The sequence below is a fragment of the Streptomyces sp. NBC_00385 genome, from assembly GCF_035917155.1.
In the GTDB taxonomy this organism is placed as follows: Bacteria; Actinomycetota; Actinomycetes; order Streptomycetales; family Streptomycetaceae; genus Streptomyces; species Streptomyces poriferorum.
The window spans coordinates 6,187,852-6,206,858 of the sequence record NZ_CP107951.1 but is presented as its reverse complement, the minus strand read 5'-3'; the positions used below and the strand labels follow the sequence as shown (position 1 = coordinate 6,206,858).

Genomic DNA, 19,007 nt, shown 5'->3' with positions numbered 1-19,007 from the left:
ACTCGGACAACCACCGTGGCGACGTGGTCACGTCGTCTCCCCCACACGTCTGAGCAAGTCGCCGACCGTCGTCTCGTCGACAGGACTCGTACGAGCTCCGGCCAAGTCAACCGTGTACCGAACGTCGAGGACCCCGGCCGGAACTGTTCCAGCGTGCATCGTGACCGTGGTGAGCCGAGGGAAGTCTTCCTCGACGCGATACCAGCGGTCCTCGGCGAGGGACAGCCTCAGTCCATCCTGACCGGCCTCGTCGGATGGGCGATATCCGACGGAGCCGAGCTTGGAGAGCAGTTCGGCCTGGTCGTCGCACAGGTCTGCCGCACGGTCGACGAGCTCATCGAGCGTGCTACCTCCGGGATGCGGTTCGAAGCGCTGCCAGGCGAGCAGGAGGTCCCCTCCCTCCGGCGCTTCCAACTGGTCCAGCCCGTGAACGACGAAGACGCGGCGCTCCGAGTTCGTGACCGTACTCTTCACCTCTACCGCATGCACGCCGTCGGTGAAATCGTGTCGCTCGCCAGCGGGCCCGGCCCAGTGACGCACAGCTCCGGAGTCACCTTCCAGCAAGCGCACCAAGACGCGGAGCTCACCGAACAGCCCCACCATCTGCTCACGCGTCAGAGAACGAGGACCGCTGCTGAACAGCAGCTTCCAGCGTTCGACCACCGCGCGAGCGGTCCGGTACGGGCGGTCGCCGTCAGCCTCGACCGCCACCAGGACGTCCCGGCAGAGCCCGGTGAAGACATCGTCGAGCTCACGGCTCATGCACTCGATGTCGGCGAAACGTCCGTACGCGTCCTCGTCCTGGAGCGGACGCTCCGTTATCCGGAGGGACGCACTGACCAAGCCGACGGATACACGCTGTCGCACCTTGAGCGGCACCAGGAGATGCCGCAGACCCGCGCGGTCGACCGCCACCAGGATTGGTCCGTGGACGGTACCCACCGGCAGAGCGGAGGTCCTCAGCGTGTGCCCGACGGACACTGGCTCGGCCCCAAGCCGGCTCCAGTGTTCCTCCAGCACCACACGAAGGTCGGCCGTCGTCATCGGGCGTCGTCCTCGAGCAGCATCTCAAGCTCGTCACTGTCCAGCATGCCGAACTCGTCCTCTTCGAGAACCACGTTCGAGAGATCCGCGCTGTACCACTCGACCTCGCTGTCTTCTCCCCTGGGCAGCGGGAAGACGAGTCCGACACCGATGACGTGATCGACCGCGTCCAGAGACTCACGGCGGGGACGCTTGGTGGGTGAGACGCTGTCGATCGGATAAAGGGTCAGGAGGGCGGTCTCCGGGCATTGGATCCGACGAGCTCGCTTGAGAGCATCCTCGGTAACCTCATCTAGCGAGCTCAGGTCGAGGTCGACTCCCGCGTCCCTGCGGCTCATGAGCGTCTTGATGTTGGCGGCGTCGGGACTACTCGGGAGCTTCGCGCGGAATACGCGATCTACAGCGATTCCCGGGGCGAACTCGTACCTGGTTTCGGGAGATCCACTGAGCGGATTACCGATGACTGCAATGTTCCACCGCTTCAGGGCTCCGCCGCCATGGGATCTGACCCGCCGCTCGACGTAGCTGCGAAGCAGCCCTGCGTCGCAGTCCATCGATTTCCCGTGGAAACGATAGTCCTCGAGGAAGCCCAGGACCATGTCGTACGGAACGTCGCGCAACACGTGCCGGCCCGCTTCGGATCTGTCTTCGTGCCGGGCGCCGGCGATGTTGAGAGCCCTGTCGACGAGCTTGCCAGCCGCGGCCTGATTGCCGCGCAGCCACTCGGAGTCGTCGGTGCGGAAATAGCTGGTCTGGACACGTTGCCCCCCGTAAGAGGCACTGGCCTTGACTGCGTTGCGCATCTTCGCCGCGGCGGTGATACGGAGTGCAGGATGGTTACGGAGACGGACTGCGAAAGACAACGGGGTCTTGTCCTCGACCATGTAGAGCTCGATGTCCCGGCGCATCTCCGACTCGACCGTGGCGATGTGACGGAACCACTCACGCAGCTCTTCGGTCATCCAGATGCGCGGCAAGTCAGCGTAGCCGTCACGGAACCCGAACCAACGGCCCATCTGAAGCAGCGTGTCGTAGGTCGAGGCACCGCGAACGAAGTAGCTGACCGCGAGGCCCTCGAGGGTCAGACCGCGCGAGAGGGTGTTGCCCCCGACCGCGATGGCCACGACCGGACCAGTTTCGTAGTCGAGACGCTCGAGGCTCTTCGAGTTGTCCAGGATGATCCGGCAATCGTCGACGACGCCGGCCAGCTCCGGAAGAAGACACTCGAAGGGCACCTTCGCCTCGCCGAAATCGGGTTCCGCCCCTGGCACCCGAGTGGTCTCCTCGTCCCACAACTCGCGAAGTTCGTCGCGCAGAGAGAGGTCTCCGGCCTGGAGCAACTCCGAAGCCGTGGAACGGAAACGCTCGAGCGGCTGCTTGAAACTCTCGTGGACCAGGGTGCTGACACTGGTGTGGACGAGCATCGTCGAGTGAGGGACTCCTCGTCCGCGTATCCTGCGCGCGGCGGTGGCCAGCCAGAAATAGTGAACGGCGTTTCGAAGCGTTCCGTCGATCTCCGGCGAGAAGCCCTCAATCTCGTCACGACCGGGCTTGACGAGCGGAATCTCCTCTTCCGGCACGATACGGATCATGTCGTATCCGTCCGGCACGTCTTGAGGGTCCTCGCCGTCGAGCGGTTCGCGGCCGAAGAGAACCTCAGTCCCGAAATGCCCTCGTGGCTTGGGCAGGTTAACAACGAAGTCCTCGGGATAAAGGTCCTTAGCCGTCGGATCGATGAGCAGGTTCGCGAACGGGGTTGCGGTGTAACCGATGTACCCGCCGCGTGGGAAGAGGTCGATGATCTCGCGGATCAAAGGGTTCGTCCGCTTGGATGCGATGCTGGCCTGGTCAGCCTCGTCGTCGATGATGAGCGTCGGGCAGTTCCTCAGGTAGTCGGGTGCCTTCCCGAGCCAGTCCTTCAACTTCGTGAGTCGCGGTACGTTCTTCTTCACCACACAAAGGACGTGCTGCTGGCTCTTGTAGGTGAAGAACGCGGCCGGGTTGCCCGCGGGCGGTTCGAAATCGCCTTCGGCGCCGGTGAGGGGATGCCATTGGTCGATGACCGGATCGACGAGTTGACGTTCCAGCCGGAGCTGAGTCTGCCGACGGAGGCCGTTGTGGATTCCCGCGAAGACGATGAAGAACTTGTACCCGGCGTCTGCGGCCTTGGCGATCAGAGCCGTGAAGTTGGTGGTCTTGCCCGACTGCACATATCCCACCACCAGCCCACGGGTGGAGAACTCCTTCTCCATGGGGTGATCGAGCATCGAGACGACCTTGGTGGACGCAGCGTCCAGAGCCCGAAGACCTTCATCGTCCCAAGACGGTTCTCGTTTCAGAAGGTCGTGTAGGGCTGGCCAGCAACGGTCGCCCTCCTGGGGGCCCACGTACCAAGTCTCACGGTTGTTGCGGACCACCGATCCTGGCTGACGCTTGTCCCGGATCTCGATGGTCTCCCGTTGGTGGCGCTCGGCGATCCGTTTGGCAAGGTCGTCACTCATACCGAAAAGCTTGATCGTTCCCAGTGCCTGCTCCGGCGTCTGGCTCTTGATCAATTTACGGAAAGCATCGTACTGCGCGTCGAACTCGTCCACGGGTCCCCTTCCCCACCACACCTCGCCTCGGTCGGAGCAGACGCTCCAACCGGGCGACGACGACACGACCGTACAGGAAGGTTGGGATCGGTCCGATGCACTTCTGGATCACGCACCGGCCTCTAGAGGGGGATGCTTTGTCCACCACCTGCGGCGGGCTGATACAGCGTTGCGTGCGTCCCGTTCAGCCATGCTGGCCGATACCCCGCATCGGTCACGTTCAGCTGTGGACGGAGATCAGACCTCCACCAGAACGCGCCCCTCGGACTGGCGGGGGCACTCGGCTGGCGGCGTCGGACGCTCCACCGACTGTGCAAGGAGCAACGGCGCAAGATGTTCGGCGATGACACGCGCCAGGCCGACGGGGACGGCGTTGCCGATCTGTCGCGCGATCTCGTTCCGGCTTCCGCACCATTTGAAGTCCATCGGGAAGCTTTGAAGGAGAGCCGCTTCCAAGTGTGTGATGGGTCGGTGGAGCCATGGGTGGAGATAGCGACCCTTCTCGGGCTTAAAGAACTCGGTACGGATGGTCACCGACGGCTTGTCCCTGAACACACGGCCCATGACGTCCGCGGATCCCGTCTTGTGCTTCTTCCAGCAATCGGAGAGGAGATGGAATGGGATATTGAAGCGATTCCCGCCTTCCGGGATGTGGGAATAGCGCTCCAGTGAGCGATCCGTGATGCCGTTGCGGCGAAGGTGAAGCTCGTCCATGCAAAACGGACCCTGAATGGAGGTTCCGTTGATCAGTGATTCGCGTGCAGGAAGTTGAGGGTCTAGCTTCTTCAGGACTAGGTTCGAGATCGTCTGCCACACCGTGACCGGGTCGCCTTTGGCGGGGGTGGGGAGCAGGAGATCTCGGAGTTCGTACTCGGACAACTTCTCGAGCCGTTCACCCGACCCGGGAGCCACGAGATCCCTGCGGGCTCCGACGAGAATGGTCCGCCTGCGACGTTGCGGAACACCGTGCTCGTCGGCGCTAATGAGCTCGTGGCGAATGATGTAGTCCTTGAGGAGCCCTCCGGGGCGGGTAGCCTCGTCCATCAAGAGTTGGAACTCGGGGGACCGTCGGAAGGCGTCGACGTTCTCCATCACGAAAACCTTCGGCCGGACGTCGTGGACGACGGCAAGGTATTGACGCCAAAGCTGATTTCGCTCATCCGACGGGTCCTGGTTACCGAGGCGCGAAAACCCCTGGCACGGAGGGCCACCGAGCACGATGTCTGCACGGGGGATGCCACCCTCCCGTCGCACCCAAGCCGTGATGTCGCCCTGGTAGACGTGCGAACCAAAGTTGGCCGCGTAGGTTGCGGCCGCCGCACGGTCGATCTCGACTGCGGCGATCGACTCGTACACCGCTCGACCGTCGCACCGGGCGTCCACGAACCCCTTGGTTAGCCCACCACATCCCGCGAAGAGATCGATCATACGGAAGCGACCGGACGAGGCGATGTCATCGTCGGGCGAGCTGAATCCGCTGGTCAGAGAGTTGGTGTCGGCGGCCATGGAGGCACTCTAGCCGGCCATGGGCATCCTGGACAACACAGACCACAAATGCACACTACTACGTCGACGGCCTGTCGCGCCGGCCCCCCTTTTCGGCCATAGAGGTGCAAGTCGACGCGCTACCGCATCCCGGGCAAGGGAGTCGTATCGTCGGTTCGGAAGTCAATTTTGCGACGAACCGGTGAGACCAATGGCGGGAAAGAGCGCACGTCGAGTGCCGGAGAAAACGGTGCCCGACCGCTCCTGGCGTGCGCGTGCCGGGCTCGACAGAACGCAGCGGGCCCGTGAACAGGTCTGCAGCGCCGGAGGCGCTGACCACCGGTTGGTGGACGTCGGCGGAGGCGACCTGCGGCCCGCGAGCATCGTGTTGCGCCGGACCGCCCGTGGCACACGGGTGGCCGCCGTACTGCGGTGGTCCGTCGACGGCAGGGCAATCAGCATTCCCCTGGGCGAGGTCGATCGCCCCACTCGCGCGGCGAACCTGCGTGAGGGATGGAAACTGGCGCACGTCGCAGGGTTGCTCGCGGAAACGACGATCCCGGCGGGATCGTGGGCGTCATCGCCTGGTTCACGAAAGTCGATGCGGGCGAACAAGCCGAGGGACACCAAGCCCGAATTGCGGCTCCGTTCCCTCCTGCACCGCTCAGGGCTCCGGTTCCGGGTGTCGACTCGACCGCTACCTTCCCTCCGGCGTACAGCGGATGTGGTGTTCACGAAGGTGAAGGTGGCGGTTTTCGTCGACGGTTGCTATTGGCACGGATGTCCCGAGCACCGGAGCATACCTGCGACGAACCGCGATTTCTGGGTGGAGAAGTTCGATAGGAATAGGGCTCGGGACCTGGAGACGACCCGCCTCCTGGAACAATCCGGATGGAAGGTGCTTCGGATCTGGGAGCACGTGCCTGCTCAGGAGGCGGCACGACTCGTGAGCGAGACCGTCGCCGAGGCACGCCGGGAGGCTGGCACGGCGGGGTGATCAGAGAATGCGACCGTTCAGCAGGTCGTCGATGGCGTCCTCTGCTCGACGCAGGACGATCCTGCCGTCCCCGTCGCTGTAGGCCACCAGCCGCTCCCCGACGGACAGGCCAGCCTCGACGATGATGCCCATGGGGAGCTCGACGGTTCCGTCTTCACCGATGGCGGTCTCGGCGGGTTCTCTGATCACCTTCACAGCGTGCCACACGCACCGAGCCCACCGATTCCCCCAGACCATCCATCTGGAGATCCAAACCGCGTCGCACAGCGGAAGTTGCGCCGTTCACCGAGGACGCGGGTCCCCCACGAGGCCAATCGTCAGGCTCCCAGCACATCCCAATCAAGATCACCATGAGGGACTTTTCAGGGACTTTCAGCCCTGTCTGAGGGACTTCCAAGGGACTATTTGCTGCCTAACGCAGTAAGCCACCGAAAGGCCGGAAAGGGCCTCCGACGCAGGTCGGAGGCCCTTTCCCAGGCAAAGCCGCTGGTGGCGGCAGACGAGTCGGGCTGTACGCCGGGTTCTGTCGCCCGGTCGCCTCGCGGCGGCCGGGGAGACGGCCATCCATCTAGGACCGGCATTGCTGCCGGTCTCGTGCGGTCTACCCGCGAACTCGGGCGGGCCGCCCTCGAACGTTCGCGCAGAGCCGTCTTGCGACGGCTCCTTTTGACCTTGCTCCGGGTGGGGTTTACCTAGCCGTCCGAGTCGCCTCGGACGCTGGTGGTCTCTTACACCACCGTTTCACCCTTACCGGGGACCGGAGTCCCAGGCGGTCTGTTCTCTGTGGCACTGTCCCGCGGGTCACCCCGGGTGGCCGTTAGCCATCACCCTGCCCTGTGGAGCCCGGACGTTCCTCGGGAGGGTCCGAAGATCCTCACGCGGCCGTCCGCCCGACTCGTCTGCCGTGGGGCCCATGCTACCCGGCCGGGCGGGGCGGGCCCGACAGGGCGAGCGGACGGCTCAGATGAACGCCTCGGTCTCCATATCGAGCGCGAAGGGCGCCGGGAGGCGGATCGACTTGCCGAACGGAATCGTGCAGTGCTGGCGGTAGTCGTCCCCCTGCGGATCGCTGAACAACGTCACCGAGGACTGCTCACGGTCCACCAGAAGGTAGAGGGGGACGGGCCCCCGGGCATAGCAGTGCCGCTTGCCCGTGCGGTCGGCGGTCGGCTTGGACGACGTGACCTCGACGACCAGGGCCACGCCCTCGCACGGCATCCAGGGATCCGCGCCGCGGTACAGGCGCAGTTCGGTGGGGGCGAAGGTGCCATCGGGGATGACATGGTTCTTGGGACACCCCCCGCCACTGCGCAGCTTCAGCCCCTTGTTCCCGGAGAAATCCATATCGGTCCGGGCATGCCTGATCACCTGCTTCATGATCACGCTGATGTAGTCCTCATGATCCCCGTCCGGCGGCGGCGTCACGACAATCTCCCCCTCGATCAGCTCGGCCCGGAAGCCCTCCGGCGTGTCCAGCGCCAGGAAGCCCTCCAGCAGGACCTCCGCCTGCGAGAGCGGTTCGTGCGGCATAGCAGACATGTCACGCCCCTTCCTCGGTCGCTCGCCAGAGTGGGACATCGGGGAATCCGCCGTCCGTGAGATGGGAGTGTTTCCCCCGATCGTGGCACAGGACCGCACGCCGTTGTCAGAGGCGGACCGAGGCGAAGGCCGCGATCCCCGCCTCCCAGGCCCCCGCGATGTCGGTGTCCGTGAGGAAGCGGCCGTTGAGCTCCATCACGACCATCCCGTGGGCGAAGGCCCAGGCCGCCCTGGCGCGGCCCTCGTCGCCGGCCAGGGCGCGCAGGAGGGGGGCCGCGGCGCGCTCCTCCAGATCCTGCGGGAGGGGGTGGCCGGTGGTGAGGCGGTAGAGGTGGGGGTGGGCCAGGGCGTGGGTGCGGTAGGCGGTGGCCAGGGCGGAGAAGGAGCCGGGGGCCGCGGTCTCGGCCGCTTCAAGGACGTCGGCGGTCTCCCGGAGCATCGCGTCGGCCAGGGCGCGCACCACCGAGGACTTGTCCGGGAAGTGTTTGTAGAGCGAGGGCGCCGTGAGGCCCACGCTTCCGGCGAGGCGGCGCATCGTGAGAGCGTCCGGGCCCTCCCGCTCCAGCAGGGTGCGCGCCGCGGCGAGGATCTGGCGGGCGCGTTCGGTGGCAGGCGGGGCCGCGGGACCGGTGATGACGGACCTCCTCTTCCTGCAGGCTCGGGTGCGGGGCCGAAGGCGCGATCGTACGAGATGGCGCGGGTGCGCCGGTGCACAGGGGCCCGGCGCCTTGACCTTGCCGCAGCGTCAGGGTTTCTACTGGCCCCATGCGCATCGGAGAGATCGCCGCGCTGGTCGGGCTCACTCCCAGGGCCGTGCGGCACTACCACCAGATCGGCCTGCTGGCCGAACCCGCCCGCCGGGCCAACGGCTACCGCTCCTACAACGTGCGCGACGCCGTGCTGCTCGCCCGGATCCGGCGGCTCACCGAGCTGGGGCTCGGGCTGGACGAGGTGCGGGCGGTCCTCGCCGGTGACGCCGGGCGGCCGCTCGGGGACGTACTGCGCGAGCTGGACACCGATCTGGCGCGGCAGGAGCGGGAGATCGGGGAGCGGCGGCTGCGCCTGGCGCGGTTGATGGAGGGGCCGTTGACGGGGGTCGAGCCCGTGTCGCCGGCCCTGGCCGAGCTGCTGGCCGCCGGGCCCGTCACCGACTCCCCCGCCGCCGCCAGGGACCGGGAGCATCTGGCGCTGCTGGACACGGCGGGTGGCGGTGGCAGCGAGGTCTACGCCGTGCTGCGGAAGCTGGCCGGTGATCCGGCGGTGCTCGCCCTGTACGAGGAGCTGGACACGCTCGACACGGCGCCCGTGGACGATCCGCGTGTGGCGCCGCTGGCGGCCCGGATGGCCGCCCTGGTGCCGGACGAGGTGCTGGCCGCGGTCCCTGACGACGGACCGGCCGTGACGGGGTTCGGGGCGGCTCTGCTGGCGGACTACCCGCCCGCGCAGGCCGAGGTGGTGCGCCGGGTGATGGTCGCACTGGCGGAACGGATGAAGGGGAGGACCCGGTGACGGGAGGAGTGAGGGGTGCGCGGCTCGTCGCCCTGGCCGTGCTGCCCGCCGAACTCGCGGTGGGAGTGTGCCTGGTGGCCGGGGTACGGATACCCGGAGCGGTGTGGGCCGGTGCGGAGGCGGCGGTTCTGCTGGGCGTCGCTCTGGAGGCCGTCGTCCTGGGGCGGTTGTGGCGGGCCGGAAGGAGGGCGGGCGCGGGACGGCGGGCGGCGGCGGCCGGGGCGCTGCGGACCGTGGTGCCCGTGCCGGTGCGGCGGCTCGTCGCGCATGAGCTGCGGGCCCTGCACAGCCTGGGGTTGTGGGTGCTGAGGCGGCGCCACGGCGTGCCGGAGGGCGCGCTGCCCGTCCCGTACACGGGGCCGCAGACGGCGATGATGTACGGCCTGGTCTTCGTCTCGGTGGTGGAGACGGTGATGCTGGCGCTGCTGATCCCCTGGCCCGTGGTGCACCGGACTCTGCTCGTACTGGACGTGTACGGGGTGCTGCTGGTGCTCGCCCTGCACGCCGCCTGTGTGGCCCGCCCGCATGTCGTGGGACCGGACGGTTCGCTGCGCGTTCGCTACGGGGCGCTGTTCGATCTGCGGGTGCCGGCTGCCGCGATCTCCGCTGCGCGGGTCGAACGGCGTTTCCCCCAGGGGCGGTTGGTGCAGCTGGACCCGGACGGGGTGCTCGATCTCGCGGTCGGCGGCCAGACGACCGTGACGGTCGAGCTGACCGCGCCGCTGGGTTTCGTACGACCGCTCGGCCGTCGCGGGACGGCGGTCGCGGTCCGGTTCCACGCCGATGATCCGCGCGCCGTCGTGGCCGCGCTCACGCGGGCGCGAACAGCACCTTCGACGATCCCGGATCTGCCTGGGTGAGCCGCACCCTCAGCCGCTCCCCCAGCGGGAGTCCGGCGGTGCCGCCCTCGATGCGGGCGACGATCGCGGGGTCGTCGATGTGGATGGTGCCGGTGGTCGGCTCCTGTTCCTTCACGTCCACCACGTACGCGTCGAAGACCGTACCGACCCGGTCCTTGAGCAGCGCCGCTTCCACGAGGTCGACGCACTCGCGCTCCACCGTGTTGGCACGCCGGGTCCCGTCCGCCATCTCCTTGGGCAGGGCGGGGAGTGCGGTCAGGACCCACTCGGGCGGTTCACGGTCGGCGGCGGCCGCGACGCAGAGTTCGGACGCGTACCGGTCGACGAGCCGGCGCAGCGGCGCGGTGCAGTGGGTGTAGAGGTCGGCGACGGCGGCGTGTACGGCCGGGGTGGGCAGTTCGCCGCGGTCGAAGACGGTGTAGCCGGCGCCGCGCAGCAGCGTGGTGCAGTCCTGGAGGAAGGCGGCGTGGTTCGTCTTCCTCGGGTCGAGCGAGCGGACGACCTGCGCGTACGGGACGTGGTGCGGCCAGTCGATGTGCAGGGCCTCGGCCGAGCGGCGCAGCCGGGCCACCGCGCCGTCGGGGGCGACCGGGAGGGTGCGCAGGATGCCGGTGCCGGATTCCTGCATCAGGCGGGCCGCTGCCATGCCGGTGAGCAGGGAGATCTGGGCGTTCCAGCCGTCGGCGGGGAGCGGGGCGCGGTAGTCGAGGCCGTACGTCCCGTCGCGCTCGACGATTTCCTGTTCGGGCACGTCGAGGGAGATGCCGCCGCGGGCGATCTCCTGCTCCTCGCGCAGCGTGCCGATGTCCTTGAGGAGGGCGAGCGACTCCTCGGCGGTGCCGGCGTCGATCTGCCGCTGCACGCCCGCGTAGTCGAGCTTGGCGCGGCTGCGTACGAGGGCCCGGCGTACCCGGGTGGTCCCGGTGCGGCCCTCGGCGTCGAGGTCGATCTCCCAGAGCACGGCGGGGCGGGTCTCGCCGGGCAGCAGGCTGGCGGCGCCCTCGGAGAGCGATTCGGGGTGGAGCGGCACCTTGCCGTCGGGAAAGTAGAGCGTGGTCACCCGGTGGTGGGCCTCGGTGTCGAGCGCGCCGCCGGGGCGGACGAACGCGGCGACGTCGGCGATGGCGTAGTGCACGCGGTAGCCGTGGGGCCGGCGTTCCAGGTACATGGCCTGGTCGAGGTCCGTGGAGGTGGGCGGGTCGATGGTGAGGAACGGCAGATCCGTGGCGTCCTCGTGCCCGGAGACCACCGGGTCGCGCGCCGCGTCGGCCGCTTCGGCGAGCACATCGGCCGGGAAGCCGTCGGGAAGTCCGAGTTCGGTGCGCAGCGCGTGCAGGGCCGCCCGCAGCGGGGTGTCGGCTGCGCCGGTCATGTGAAGCTGACGGCGGGGCATGGACCGAGCGTATGGCGGGGCGGGGCGGGCGGCATCCCGGGTGGCGGAGGACCGGTCGCCGCTCCCCGTACGCTGACGTGAGGGGATCGCCCCGCATCCGGGCGACACCGCGGATCCGTGTGCGGGCCGGGGCCCCATTTCCGTACGTACGAAGGAGAACCGCCGTGCTCGTGCTGTTGCCGCCCTCCGAAGGAAAGGCCGCCTCGGGGCGCGGAGCACCGCTGAAGCCCGAGTCGCTCTCGCTGCCGGGTCTGGCCGGGGCGCGGGCCGCCGTGCTGGACGGGCTGGTGGAGCTGTGCGCGGCGGACGAGGAGAAGGCCCGCGTGGTGCTGGGGCTCAGCGAGGGGCTGCGGGGCGAGGTCGCGAAGAACCTCGAACTGCGGACCGCGGGTGCGCGTCCGGCCGGGGAGCTCTACACGGGGGTGCTGTACGACGCGCTGGACCTGGCGTCCCTGGACACGGCGGCCCGCCGCCGGGCCGGGAAGTCGCTGCTGGTGTTCTCCGGACTCTGGGGCGCGGTGCGGGTGGGCGACCGGATTCCGCCGTACCGCTGCGCGATGGGGGTGAAGCTGCCGGGGCTCGGCGCGCTCGGGGCGTTCTGGCGCGAGCCGATGGCGGAGGTCATGCCGGAGGCGGCCGGGGACGGTCTGGTGCTGGACCTGAGGTCGTCCGCGTACGCCGCGGCGTGGAAGCCGAAGGGCGCGGTGGCGGAGCGCACGGCGAGCGTGCGGGTGCTGCACTCCCAGCTGGTGGACGGGGTGGAGAGGCGGTCGGTGGTCAGCCACTTCAACAAGGCGACGAAGGGCCGGATGGTCCGCGATCTGCTGCGGGCCGGCGCCCGGCCGAAGGGTCCGGCGGAGCTGGTGACGGCCCTGCGGGACCTGGGATACGTGGTGGAGGCCGAGGCGCCCGCACGGTCCGGGCGGACGTGGGAGCTCGACGTGGTGGTGACGGAGATCCACTGACCCGGCCGAGATGCGTTGCATCATGCGCAACGCTCGTTGCGTACGATGCGGCACCGGTGCAGGATGAGGGACATGACCTCCTCCGTACTGGACCTTGCCCCCGTCATGCCCGTCGTCGTGCTGGAGGACTCCGCCGACGCCGTGCCGCTCGCCCGGGCCCTGGTCGCGGGCGGGCTTCCGGCGATCGAGGTGACGCTGCGGACCGCCGCCGCCCTGGACGCGATCAGGGCGATCGCGGCGGAGGTTCCGGACGCGGTGGTGGGTGCCGGCACGGTGATCTCGGCGCAGAACGTCTCGGACACCGTGGCCGCGGGCGCCCGGTTCCTGGTGAGCCCCGGCTGGACGGACGCGCTGCTGGACGCGATGAAGGCGTCGGGCGTGCCGTTCCTGCCGGGTGTCTCGACGACGTCCGAGGTGGTCGCGCTGCTGGAGCGCGGGGTCACCGACATGAAGTTCTTCCCGGCGGAGGCGGCGGGGGGCACGGCCTACCTCAAGGCACTGTCCGCCCCGCTCCCTCAGGCCCGGTTCTGTCCGACCGGCGGCGTCTCCCTCACCTCGGCCCCCTCCTATCTGGCCCTGCCGAACGTCGGCTGTGTGGGCGGCAGTTGGATGGTCCCCGGTGACGCGGTGGCGGCCCGGGACTGGTCCCGGGTGGAGCGGCTGGCCACCGAAGCGGCGGCGCTGCGCGGCTGAACGCCACGAAGTCGCGCGGTTTCGCGTGCATGCTCCCCGGCAGCCGGGGCACGAGACCTTCAGGGACACGTGACCCGGCCTCCGGGTGACCCGGGTTCCGGCAGGCAATCCCCCGGCCTTCCGGAACCGCCTCGGCCCCGTCGGCCTCCCCCCGCCGACGGGGCCGAGTGCTGTCCGGCCCTAGGCCTGTCGTCAAACTGCCGTCTGCCGCGCGACGGCAGTTTGACGACAGGCCCTACGCCTCACGCAGGTGGGACGTGTCGTTCAGCAGGCGTACGGAGGCGTTGCCGTCCGCGTAGTACGCCACGGCCGACACGGAGGCGGCCGAGAGTTCCATCCGGAACAGCGACTCCGGCGGTGCGCCCAGCGCCAGCCGGACCAGGGTCTTGATGGGCGTGACGTGCGTGACCACGAGGACCGTACGGCCGGCGTAGCGGCTGACGAGGCGGTCACGGGTGGCGGCGACGCGGCGGGCCACCTCGGCGAAGCTCTCGCCGCCTCCGGTGGGGGCCACCTTCGCGGAGGCGAGCCAGGCGTCCAGATCGGCGCCGTACCGCTCCCTGACCTCGCCGAACGTCAGGCCCTCCCAGGCGCCGAAGTCCGTCTCGCGCAGCCCTTCCTCGATCCGGACCTCCAGACCCAGCCGGGCCGCGACGGCGCCCGCCGTCTCGCGGCAGCGGCGCAGCGGGGAGCTGACGATCTCCTGCACCGTCCCCCGGGCGGCAAAGGCCTCGGCGGCGTGCTCGGCCTGCCCGCGGCCGGTGGCGGAGAGCTCGGGATCAGTGCCGCCGCTTCCGGAGAACCGCTTCTCCGGGGTGAGGGCGGTCTCGCCGTGGCGGAGCAGCACGAAGGTGGCGGGCGCTCCGAGGTCCGGGGCGGCGCCCCAGCCGACCTGCGGGGTGGCCGTGGCGGAGGGGGCGGGACGGTTCAGCGCCGCCCGGGCCCTCGCCGCGCCGGCCGCCGCGTCGCCGGGCGGTCCGGAGACCGGTGGCAGCGCGTCGGCCACCGAGGACCTCGGGGTGTCGAGGTCCGCCGTCGAGGCGGACGGTTCCCACTGCCGGCCGCGCTTGCCCGCGTCCATCGCCTCGTTGGCGAGCCGGTCCGCGTGCTTGTTCTGCTCGCGCGGGATCCACTCGTAGGTGACGGCGGAGGCGGGCAGGACGCGCGCGGCCTCGGCCGCGAGCGGCTTCATGTCGGGGTGCTTGATCTTCCAGCGTCCCGACATCTGTTCCACGACGAGCTTGGAGTCCATCCGGACACGGACCTGCGGCCCGCCGTCCGCGGGCCCGTCCGGCAGCAGCGCGCGCACGGCGCGGAGTCCGGCGATGAGGCCCCTGTACTCGGCGACGTTGTTCGTCGCGACGCCGATGTACTCGGCGGCCTCGGCCAGGGTCTCCCCCGTCGCCGGGTCGATGACGACCGCGCCGTAACCGGCGGGCCCCGGGTTGCCCCGGGAGCCGCCGTCGGCCTCGACGACGAACCGGCGCGGCTGCGTCATTACAGACCCGAGTCGGCGGTGCGGACCAGGATGCGGTGGCAGTTCTCGCAGCGCAGCACCGTGTCGGGGGACGCGGCCTTCACGTCGTTGACCTCGGTGATGTTGAGCTCGAGACGGCAGCCCTCGCAGCGGCGCTGGTAGAGGCGGGCGGCGCCCACCCCGCCCTGCTGGGCGCGGAGCTTGTCGTACAGCTTGAGAAGGTCCGCGGGAACGGAACCGGCGACGACCTCGCGCTCCTTGGTGACCGTCGCGGTCTCCGTGTCGATCTCCTGGGTCGCGGCGTCCCGGCGGGCGGTGGCGTCGTCGACCTTGGCCTGCACGGCGGCGACCCGGTCGGTCAGCTCGGCGACCCGTTCCTGGGCGGACTCGCGGCGCTCCATGACCTCGAGGACGACGTCCTCCAGGTCGCCCTGGCGCTTGGCGAGCGAGACGATCTCGCGCTGGAGGCTCTCCAGGTCCTTGGGCGAGGTGACCGCGCCGGAGTCCAGGCGCTGCTGGTCGCGGGCGGCGCGCTGGCGCACCTGGTCGACGTCGTGCTCCGCCTTGGTCTGCTCGCGGGCTGTGTCGCTCTCCTCCGTCGTCGAGGCGACGAGGAGGTCACGGAGCTGGGCGAGGTCGGCCGTGAGCGACTCGATCTCGGCGTGCTCGGGCAGGGAGTTGCGCCGGTGCGCGAGCTGGGAGAGGCGCTGGTCGAGGGCCTGGACGTCGAGGAGTCGGATCTGGTCGGCGGGCGCGGCGTTCAGTTGGGGGCTCCAGAAGAGTGGTGGGTGGTCCAGGGGTCGGTGACCTGCTTCGAGACGTGGACCCGCAGGTCCCATCCGTGGCGGTCGGAAATCGCGTCGAGCTGTGCGGCGGCCTGTTCGCACCACGGCCACTCGGTGGCCCAGTGTGCGGCATCGACCAGGCCGAGCGACGAGTGCTGGACGGCCTCGGAGGCCGGGTGGTGGCGCAGGTCCGCGGTGAGGAAGGCGTCGACACCGGCGGCGCGCACCGCGTCGAAGAGGCCGTCGCCCGATCCGCCGCTCACCGCGACGGTCCGCACGAGGGACTCCGGGTCGCCCGCCAGGCGGATGCCCTGCGCGGTGGCGGGCAGCCGGGCGGCGGCGCGGGCGGCGAAGGCACCGAGGGTCTCGGGGTGGTCGAGCGTGCAGATCCGGCCGAGGCCGCGGCGGCCCGCGGGGTCCGTGGGGTCCGGGACGAGGGGCCGCTCGACGCGCAGGTCGAGGGCGCCGGCCAGGGCGTCGGAGACGCCGGGGTCCGCGGAGTCCGCGTTGGTGTGGGCCACGTGCAGGGCGACGTCGTGCTTGATGAGGGTGTGCACGACGCGGCCCTTGAAGGTGCCGGCCGCGACCGTCGTCGTACCGCGCAGATAGAGCGGGTGATGGGTGACGATCAGCTGGGCGCCGAGCTTCAGTGCCTCGTCCGCGATCTCCTGTACGGGGTCGACGGCGAAGAGCACCCGGTCGACCTCGGCGTCCGGATCACCGCAGACGGTGCCGACCGCGTCCCATCCTTCGGCCCGCTCGGGCGGCCACAGGGCGTCGAGCTCGGCGATGACTTCAGACAGACGGGGCACGGAGGAAAGGCTACCTGGCCTCCGTGCCCCACATCCCATGGCCGGTCGGACCCGTGCCGTCGGACCGTCGGCCGGTCATGAATCGTTACGTCCCGGGGTCCGCGCCGTCCCTGACCGACCGGTCCGCGCCACCGCTACTTGACGAGGTCGGCGCGCAGGTCGTCGAGGACCAGGTTCGCGGCCGTGACGCCGAGGCCCAGGTACCAGGTCTCGTCGGAGACGTTCTTGGCGCGGCCCTCCTTGACGGCGGTCAGGTTCTTCCAGAGCGGGTTGGCCTGGGTGGTGTCGCGCTTGGTGGCCTTCACGTCGCCGTACACACCGGTGAAGATCCAGTCGGCGTCGGCCTCGTCGATCTTCTCCGGGCTGATCTCCGCGGCGAGCTCGTCGATCTGCTGGTTCTTGGGCCGCGGCAGGCCGGCGTCGTCGAGGATGGTGCCGATGAAGGAGGCCTTGGCGTAGAGGCGGATCTTGTCCGGCAGGTAGCGGACCATGGAGATGACCGGCTTCTTCGGGCCGATGTCCTCGCCGAGCTTCTTCGCGTTGGCCTCGTAGGCGCCGAGCTCCGACTTCGCCTTGGCGGTCTTGTCGAGCGCCGCGGCGTTGAGGAGGTAGTTCTCCTTCCAGGTGAAGCCCGGGCGGATGGAGAACACGGTCGGCGCGATCTTGGACAGCTCGTCGTACTTGTCCGCGGCGCGCAGCTGGCTGCCGAGGATCAGGTCGGGCTTGAGTCCGGCGATCGCCTCAAGGTTGAGGTTGTTGATCGTGCCGACGTTCTTGGGGTCGCCCGCGTCCTTCTTCAGGTACGACGGGATCGCCGCGTCGCCCTCGGAGGGGGCGTAGCCCACCGGCTTCACACCCAGCGAGACGACGTTGTCGAACTCGCCGACGTCGAGGACGACGACCCGCTTGGGCGCCGCCTTGAGCTCGGTCCTGCCCATGGCGTGCGTGAGGGTACGGGGGAAGCTGCCCGCAGGGGCGTCGGTGCCGTACTCGGCGGTCTTCTTCGCCGCGTCACCGAAGTCCTTGCCGCCGGTCGCGACCGCGGCCTTCTTGTCGCCGCCGGCCTCGGAAGCGCCCGAGGCGCCCGACCCGCCGTCGTCGCTCCCACAGGCCGACAGGGAGAGGGCGGCCACTACGGCCAGGCCGACTGCGGCGGTGCCGCGGCGACGAAGGGACATCACTTGCTCCAGTCGAGATACGCACAGGTAACGCTTAGGAATGCCTAACCTTAGACATCCGCATCACCCACAGCACAGTCACCCCCGCCCCCTCAGGTGAATCCGGGCATCACCACCCTTATGTGTGAAGAGGTGAGGCTCGTGTTGTTCGGCATCGCGTGCGAAAACTAGCTTCGGTTGCCGGAGGTGACGAGTCGATGACTGCCTGTGCCATCGAGGACGAGGCCGCTGAGGCGGCCGGAACCGGCGAGACGGTGGATCCGGAGTCCGACGAGCCGGACGGGGCCGAGGAGGCACCGGACCCGGCCGGGGGCGTGGCGGAGCTGCCGGAGCCGCTGGGGCCGGCCCCTGGCGAAACGGTTTTGCCCGCGCTCACGCTCACTGCCGACGGCGCCTACGCGGCACGGCTCACGGCCGCCCGCGATCCCGGCACCGGGACGGAGAGCGCCCGGTACGCGGAGCGCTGGACGCTGGACGGCCCCGAGCCGTACGCCGTACCGCTCCCGCTGGACCGGCCGGAGGAGGCCGGCTCGCAGGTGCTGCCACTCGCCGACGGCAGGGTCCTGATCCGGCGCCGGGTCGCGGACCACCACACGTTCTCGCTGCTCTACCCGACCGGGCCCGGCACCGGCGAACTCCCGCTGGGCGCCGTCGAACGCGCCGAGCTGACCCTGCTGCCGCCCGCACCGGACGGCGTCAGCGCGTACGCCCTGTCCACCGGTACGTACTCCACCGGGCTCTGGCGGGTGGCGGGAGGCGCGTGCGGCCCGGAACACCTCGCGGACCTGCCGGGCCGCTGCTCCGGCGGGGTCTGGCTGGACCGGGCCGGCCGGCTGCTGGCCCTGGACCGGGAACCGGCGGGCGGCGGCCCGGTGAAGGCGGTCGCGGTGGACCTGGGGCGGGGCGCCGAGATGACCCCCCTGCTCCAGATCGCGCCGGACAGCGACGACCGGCTGCTGCTCGCCGATCCGGACAGCGGTCTGCTGCTGATCCGCTCCGACGCGCCGGGGCACGACCGGCTCGGCTGGGGGGTGCTGGGCAGCTGCCTGCCGGTGCGCTTCCCGGAGTGCCTGCGGCTGCCGGATGCCGCCGTGACCCCGTTCGCCGTGCAGCCCGGGCAGATGCTGATGCCGGAGAGCTGCGCGGTGGCCCTGCGGATCGACGGGGCGGCAGGCAGCTGGGCCGGCATCTGGCGCCCGTCGGGCCGTCGGCTGCATCAGCTCGCCGCGCCCGAGGGCTGGCTGGCCGGCAGCGGGTCCTGGTCGCGCGACGGCGTACTGCGACTGCCGTACGCGAACGAGGAGACGGCGTGCGCGGTGGCGCTCCTGACAGCCCCCTCCGACCTGGAGTCGTCCGCCGACGCGGCCCCGGCGGGCTGCGCGCAAAGCGGTACGCAACCCTCCGCCGCCGTCACGCATCCTCCTGTGTGCAGACCCGTTCCCCTGGGGCAGGCGCCTCTCATGCGGCGTACGGCATCTGACTAGAGTTGAGGCGGGGATCTCACGCAATCGCGCACCGCGGTCGCCGACGGTGACCGTTCCCGGGCGGTGGCGCGAGGGCCCCGGAGACCAGCACGTAAGCGATCACAACGGGGTGACTTCCCAGATGTCTGAGGCGCGATCCGACACGACCCAGACGCGTCCGCCGGGGGCGGACGCGCAACGGGCCGAAGCCGG

The 19,007-nt window shown here is 69.8% G+C and carries 17 protein-coding genes and 1 other RNA gene; 6 read left to right on the top strand and 12 right to left on the bottom strand.

All coding sequences use genetic code 11. The features are described 5' to 3' along the window. Window positions 1–27: 27 nt before the first annotated feature. The 3 genes from OG959_RS27720 to OG959_RS27710 form a co-directional block, all read right to left on the bottom strand. Window positions 28–1,044, bottom strand: a complete 1,017-nt coding sequence (locus OG959_RS27720; protein WP_326662780.1) for a PD-(D/E)XK motif protein — start codon at window positions 1,042–1,044, stop codon at window positions 28–30. Next, window positions 1,041–3,638, bottom strand: a complete 2,598-nt coding sequence (locus OG959_RS27715; RefSeq protein ID WP_326662778.1) for a Z1 domain-containing protein — start codon at window positions 3,636–3,638, stop codon at window positions 1,041–1,043. Before OG959_RS27715 ends, OG959_RS27720 begins: the two co-directional genes overlap by 4 nt. Before the next feature lie 237 nt (window positions 3,639–3,875). After that, window positions 3,876–5,144, bottom strand: a complete 1,269-nt coding sequence (locus OG959_RS27710) for a DNA cytosine methyltransferase (protein ID WP_326662777.1) — start codon at window positions 5,142–5,144, stop codon at window positions 3,876–3,878. A gap of 19 nt (window positions 5,145–5,163) precedes the next feature. On the opposite strand from OG959_RS27710, the gene OG959_RS27705 reads away from it, so the two are divergent. Further along, window positions 5,164–6,120: a very short patch repair endonuclease gene (locus OG959_RS27705; protein ID WP_326662775.1), complete on the top strand. Its 957-nt coding sequence runs from the start codon at window positions 5,164–5,166 to the stop codon at window positions 6,118–6,120. Here OG959_RS27705 and OG959_RS27700 read toward each other — a convergent pair whose 3' ends face one another. The 4 genes from OG959_RS27700 to OG959_RS27685 all read right to left on the bottom strand — a co-directional run bounded on the left by OG959_RS27700 (window position 6,121) and on the right by OG959_RS27685 (window position 8,293). Beyond that, on the bottom strand, window positions 6,121–6,309 hold the full coding sequence (locus OG959_RS27700) for a hypothetical protein (RefSeq protein ID WP_326662773.1): 189 nt from the start codon (window positions 6,307–6,309) through the stop codon (window positions 6,121–6,123). 307 nt (window positions 6,310–6,616) lie between these two features. Beyond that, an RNA gene (gene rnpB, locus OG959_RS27695) (RNase P RNA component class A) lies at window positions 6,617–7,018 on the bottom strand. A gap of 62 nt (window positions 7,019–7,080) precedes the next feature. Further along, a complete protein-coding gene (locus OG959_RS27690) occupies window positions 7,081–7,650 on the bottom strand; it encodes a Uma2 family endonuclease (RefSeq protein WP_326666644.1) in 570 nt (189 codons plus the stop codon). 115 nt (window positions 7,651–7,765) lie between these two features. Then, window positions 7,766–8,293: a TetR/AcrR family transcriptional regulator gene (locus tag OG959_RS27685; RefSeq protein WP_326666642.1), complete on the bottom strand. Its 528-nt coding sequence runs from the start codon at window positions 8,291–8,293 to the stop codon at window positions 7,766–7,768. Between the two features lie 131 nt (window positions 8,294–8,424). Between OG959_RS27685 and OG959_RS27680 the strand changes: the two genes are divergently transcribed. Together OG959_RS27680 and OG959_RS27675 are read left to right on the top strand one after the other, a co-directional pair. Then, window positions 8,425–9,168 (top strand): MerR family transcriptional regulator, encoded by a 744-nt coding sequence (locus tag OG959_RS27680; protein WP_326662772.1) that lies wholly within the window; start codon window positions 8,425–8,427, stop codon window positions 9,166–9,168. Beyond that, the gene (locus tag OG959_RS27675) at window positions 9,165–10,028 is read left to right on the top strand and encodes a hypothetical protein (RefSeq protein ID WP_326662771.1); all 864 of its coding nucleotides are present in this window, start codon (window positions 9,165–9,167) and stop codon (window positions 10,026–10,028) included. The genes OG959_RS27680 and OG959_RS27675 overlap by 4 nt, the downstream gene beginning before the upstream one ends. Here OG959_RS27675 and OG959_RS27670 read toward each other — a convergent pair. After that, on the bottom strand, window positions 9,979–11,400 hold the full coding sequence (locus OG959_RS27670) for an RNB domain-containing ribonuclease (protein ID WP_442805757.1): 1,422 nt from the start codon (window positions 11,398–11,400) through the stop codon (window positions 9,979–9,981). The genes OG959_RS27675 and OG959_RS27670 overlap by 50 nt on opposite strands. Before the next feature lie 185 nt (window positions 11,401–11,585). Between OG959_RS27670 and yaaA the strand changes: the two genes are divergently transcribed. After that, window positions 11,586–12,386 (top strand): peroxide stress protein YaaA, encoded by an 801-nt coding sequence (gene yaaA / locus OG959_RS27665; RefSeq protein WP_326662768.1) that lies wholly within the window; start codon window positions 11,586–11,588, stop codon window positions 12,384–12,386. A 72-nt stretch (window positions 12,387–12,458) separates the two neighbouring features. Continuing rightward, window positions 12,459–13,079: a bifunctional 4-hydroxy-2-oxoglutarate aldolase/2-dehydro-3-deoxy-phosphogluconate aldolase gene (eda, locus tag OG959_RS27660; RefSeq protein ID WP_326662766.1), complete on the top strand. Its 621-nt coding sequence runs from the start codon at window positions 12,459–12,461 to the stop codon at window positions 13,077–13,079. 235 nt (window positions 13,080–13,314) lie between these two features. Here eda and OG959_RS27655 read toward each other — a convergent pair whose 3' ends face one another. The 4 genes from OG959_RS27655 to OG959_RS27640 form a co-directional block, all read right to left on the bottom strand. After that, window positions 13,315–14,577, bottom strand: a complete 1,263-nt coding sequence (locus tag OG959_RS27655; RefSeq protein WP_326662764.1) for a bifunctional RNase H/acid phosphatase — start codon at window positions 14,575–14,577, stop codon at window positions 13,315–13,317. Then, window positions 14,577–15,320, bottom strand: a complete 744-nt coding sequence (locus OG959_RS27650; protein WP_326666640.1) for a zinc ribbon domain-containing protein — start codon at window positions 15,318–15,320, stop codon at window positions 14,577–14,579. The genes OG959_RS27655 and OG959_RS27650 overlap by 1 nt, the downstream gene beginning before the upstream one ends. After that, window positions 15,317–16,153: a Nif3-like dinuclear metal center hexameric protein gene (locus OG959_RS27645; protein WP_326662762.1), complete on the bottom strand. Its 837-nt coding sequence runs from the start codon at window positions 16,151–16,153 to the stop codon at window positions 15,317–15,319. The genes OG959_RS27650 and OG959_RS27645 overlap by 4 nt, the downstream gene beginning before the upstream one ends. Before the next feature lie 134 nt (window positions 16,154–16,287). Then, window positions 16,288–17,331 carry an ABC transporter substrate-binding protein gene (locus OG959_RS27640; RefSeq protein ID WP_326662760.1) on the bottom strand — a complete coding sequence of 348 codons (1,044 nt, stop codon included), beginning with the start codon at window positions 17,329–17,331 and terminating at the stop codon, window positions 16,288–16,290. 197 nt (window positions 17,332–17,528) lie between these two features. On the opposite strand from OG959_RS27640, the gene OG959_RS27635 reads away from it, so the two are divergent. Further along, on the top strand, window positions 17,529–18,815 hold the full coding sequence (locus OG959_RS27635) for a hypothetical protein (RefSeq protein WP_326662758.1): 1,287 nt from the start codon (window positions 17,529–17,531) through the stop codon (window positions 18,813–18,815). Window positions 18,816–19,007: the final 192 nt, after the last annotated feature.

What these genes read in the sequence shown, in the direction of transcription:
- OG959_RS27635 (WP_326662758.1), top strand. Translation starts at nt 17,529, where the DNA reads ATGACTGCCTGTGCCATCGAGGACGAGGCCGCTGAGGCGGCCGGAACC.
- OG959_RS27705 (WP_326662775.1), top strand. Translation starts at nt 5,164, where the DNA reads ATGGGCATCCTGGACAACACAGACCACAAATGCACACTACTACGTCGA.
- OG959_RS27680 (WP_326662772.1), top strand. Translation starts at nt 8,425, where the DNA reads ATGCGCATCGGAGAGATCGCCGCGCTGGTCGGGCTCACTCCCAGGGCC.
- OG959_RS27640 (WP_326662760.1), bottom strand. Translation starts at nt 17,331, where the DNA reads ATGTCCCTTCGTCGCCGCGGCACCGCCGCAGTCGGCCTGGCCGTAGTG.
- OG959_RS27710 (WP_326662777.1), bottom strand. Translation starts at nt 5,144, where the DNA reads ATGGCCGCCGACACCAACTCTCTGACCAGCGGATTCAGCTCGCCCGAC.
- OG959_RS27690 (WP_326666644.1), bottom strand. Translation starts at nt 7,650, where the DNA reads ATGCCGCACGAACCGCTCTCGCAGGCGGAGGTCCTGCTGGAGGGCTTC.
- OG959_RS27670 (WP_442805757.1), bottom strand. Translation starts at nt 11,400, where the DNA reads ATGACCGGCGCAGCCGACACCCCGCTGCGGGCGGCCCTGCACGCGCTG.
- OG959_RS27655 (WP_326662764.1), bottom strand. Translation starts at nt 14,577, where the DNA reads ATGACGCAGCCGCGCCGGTTCGTCGTCGAGGCCGACGGCGGCTCCCGG.
- eda (WP_326662766.1), top strand. Translation starts at nt 12,459, where the DNA reads ATGACCTCCTCCGTACTGGACCTTGCCCCCGTCATGCCCGTCGTCGTG.
- OG959_RS27720 (WP_326662780.1), bottom strand. Translation starts at nt 1,044, where the DNA reads ATGACGACGGCCGACCTTCGTGTGGTGCTGGAGGAACACTGGAGCCGG.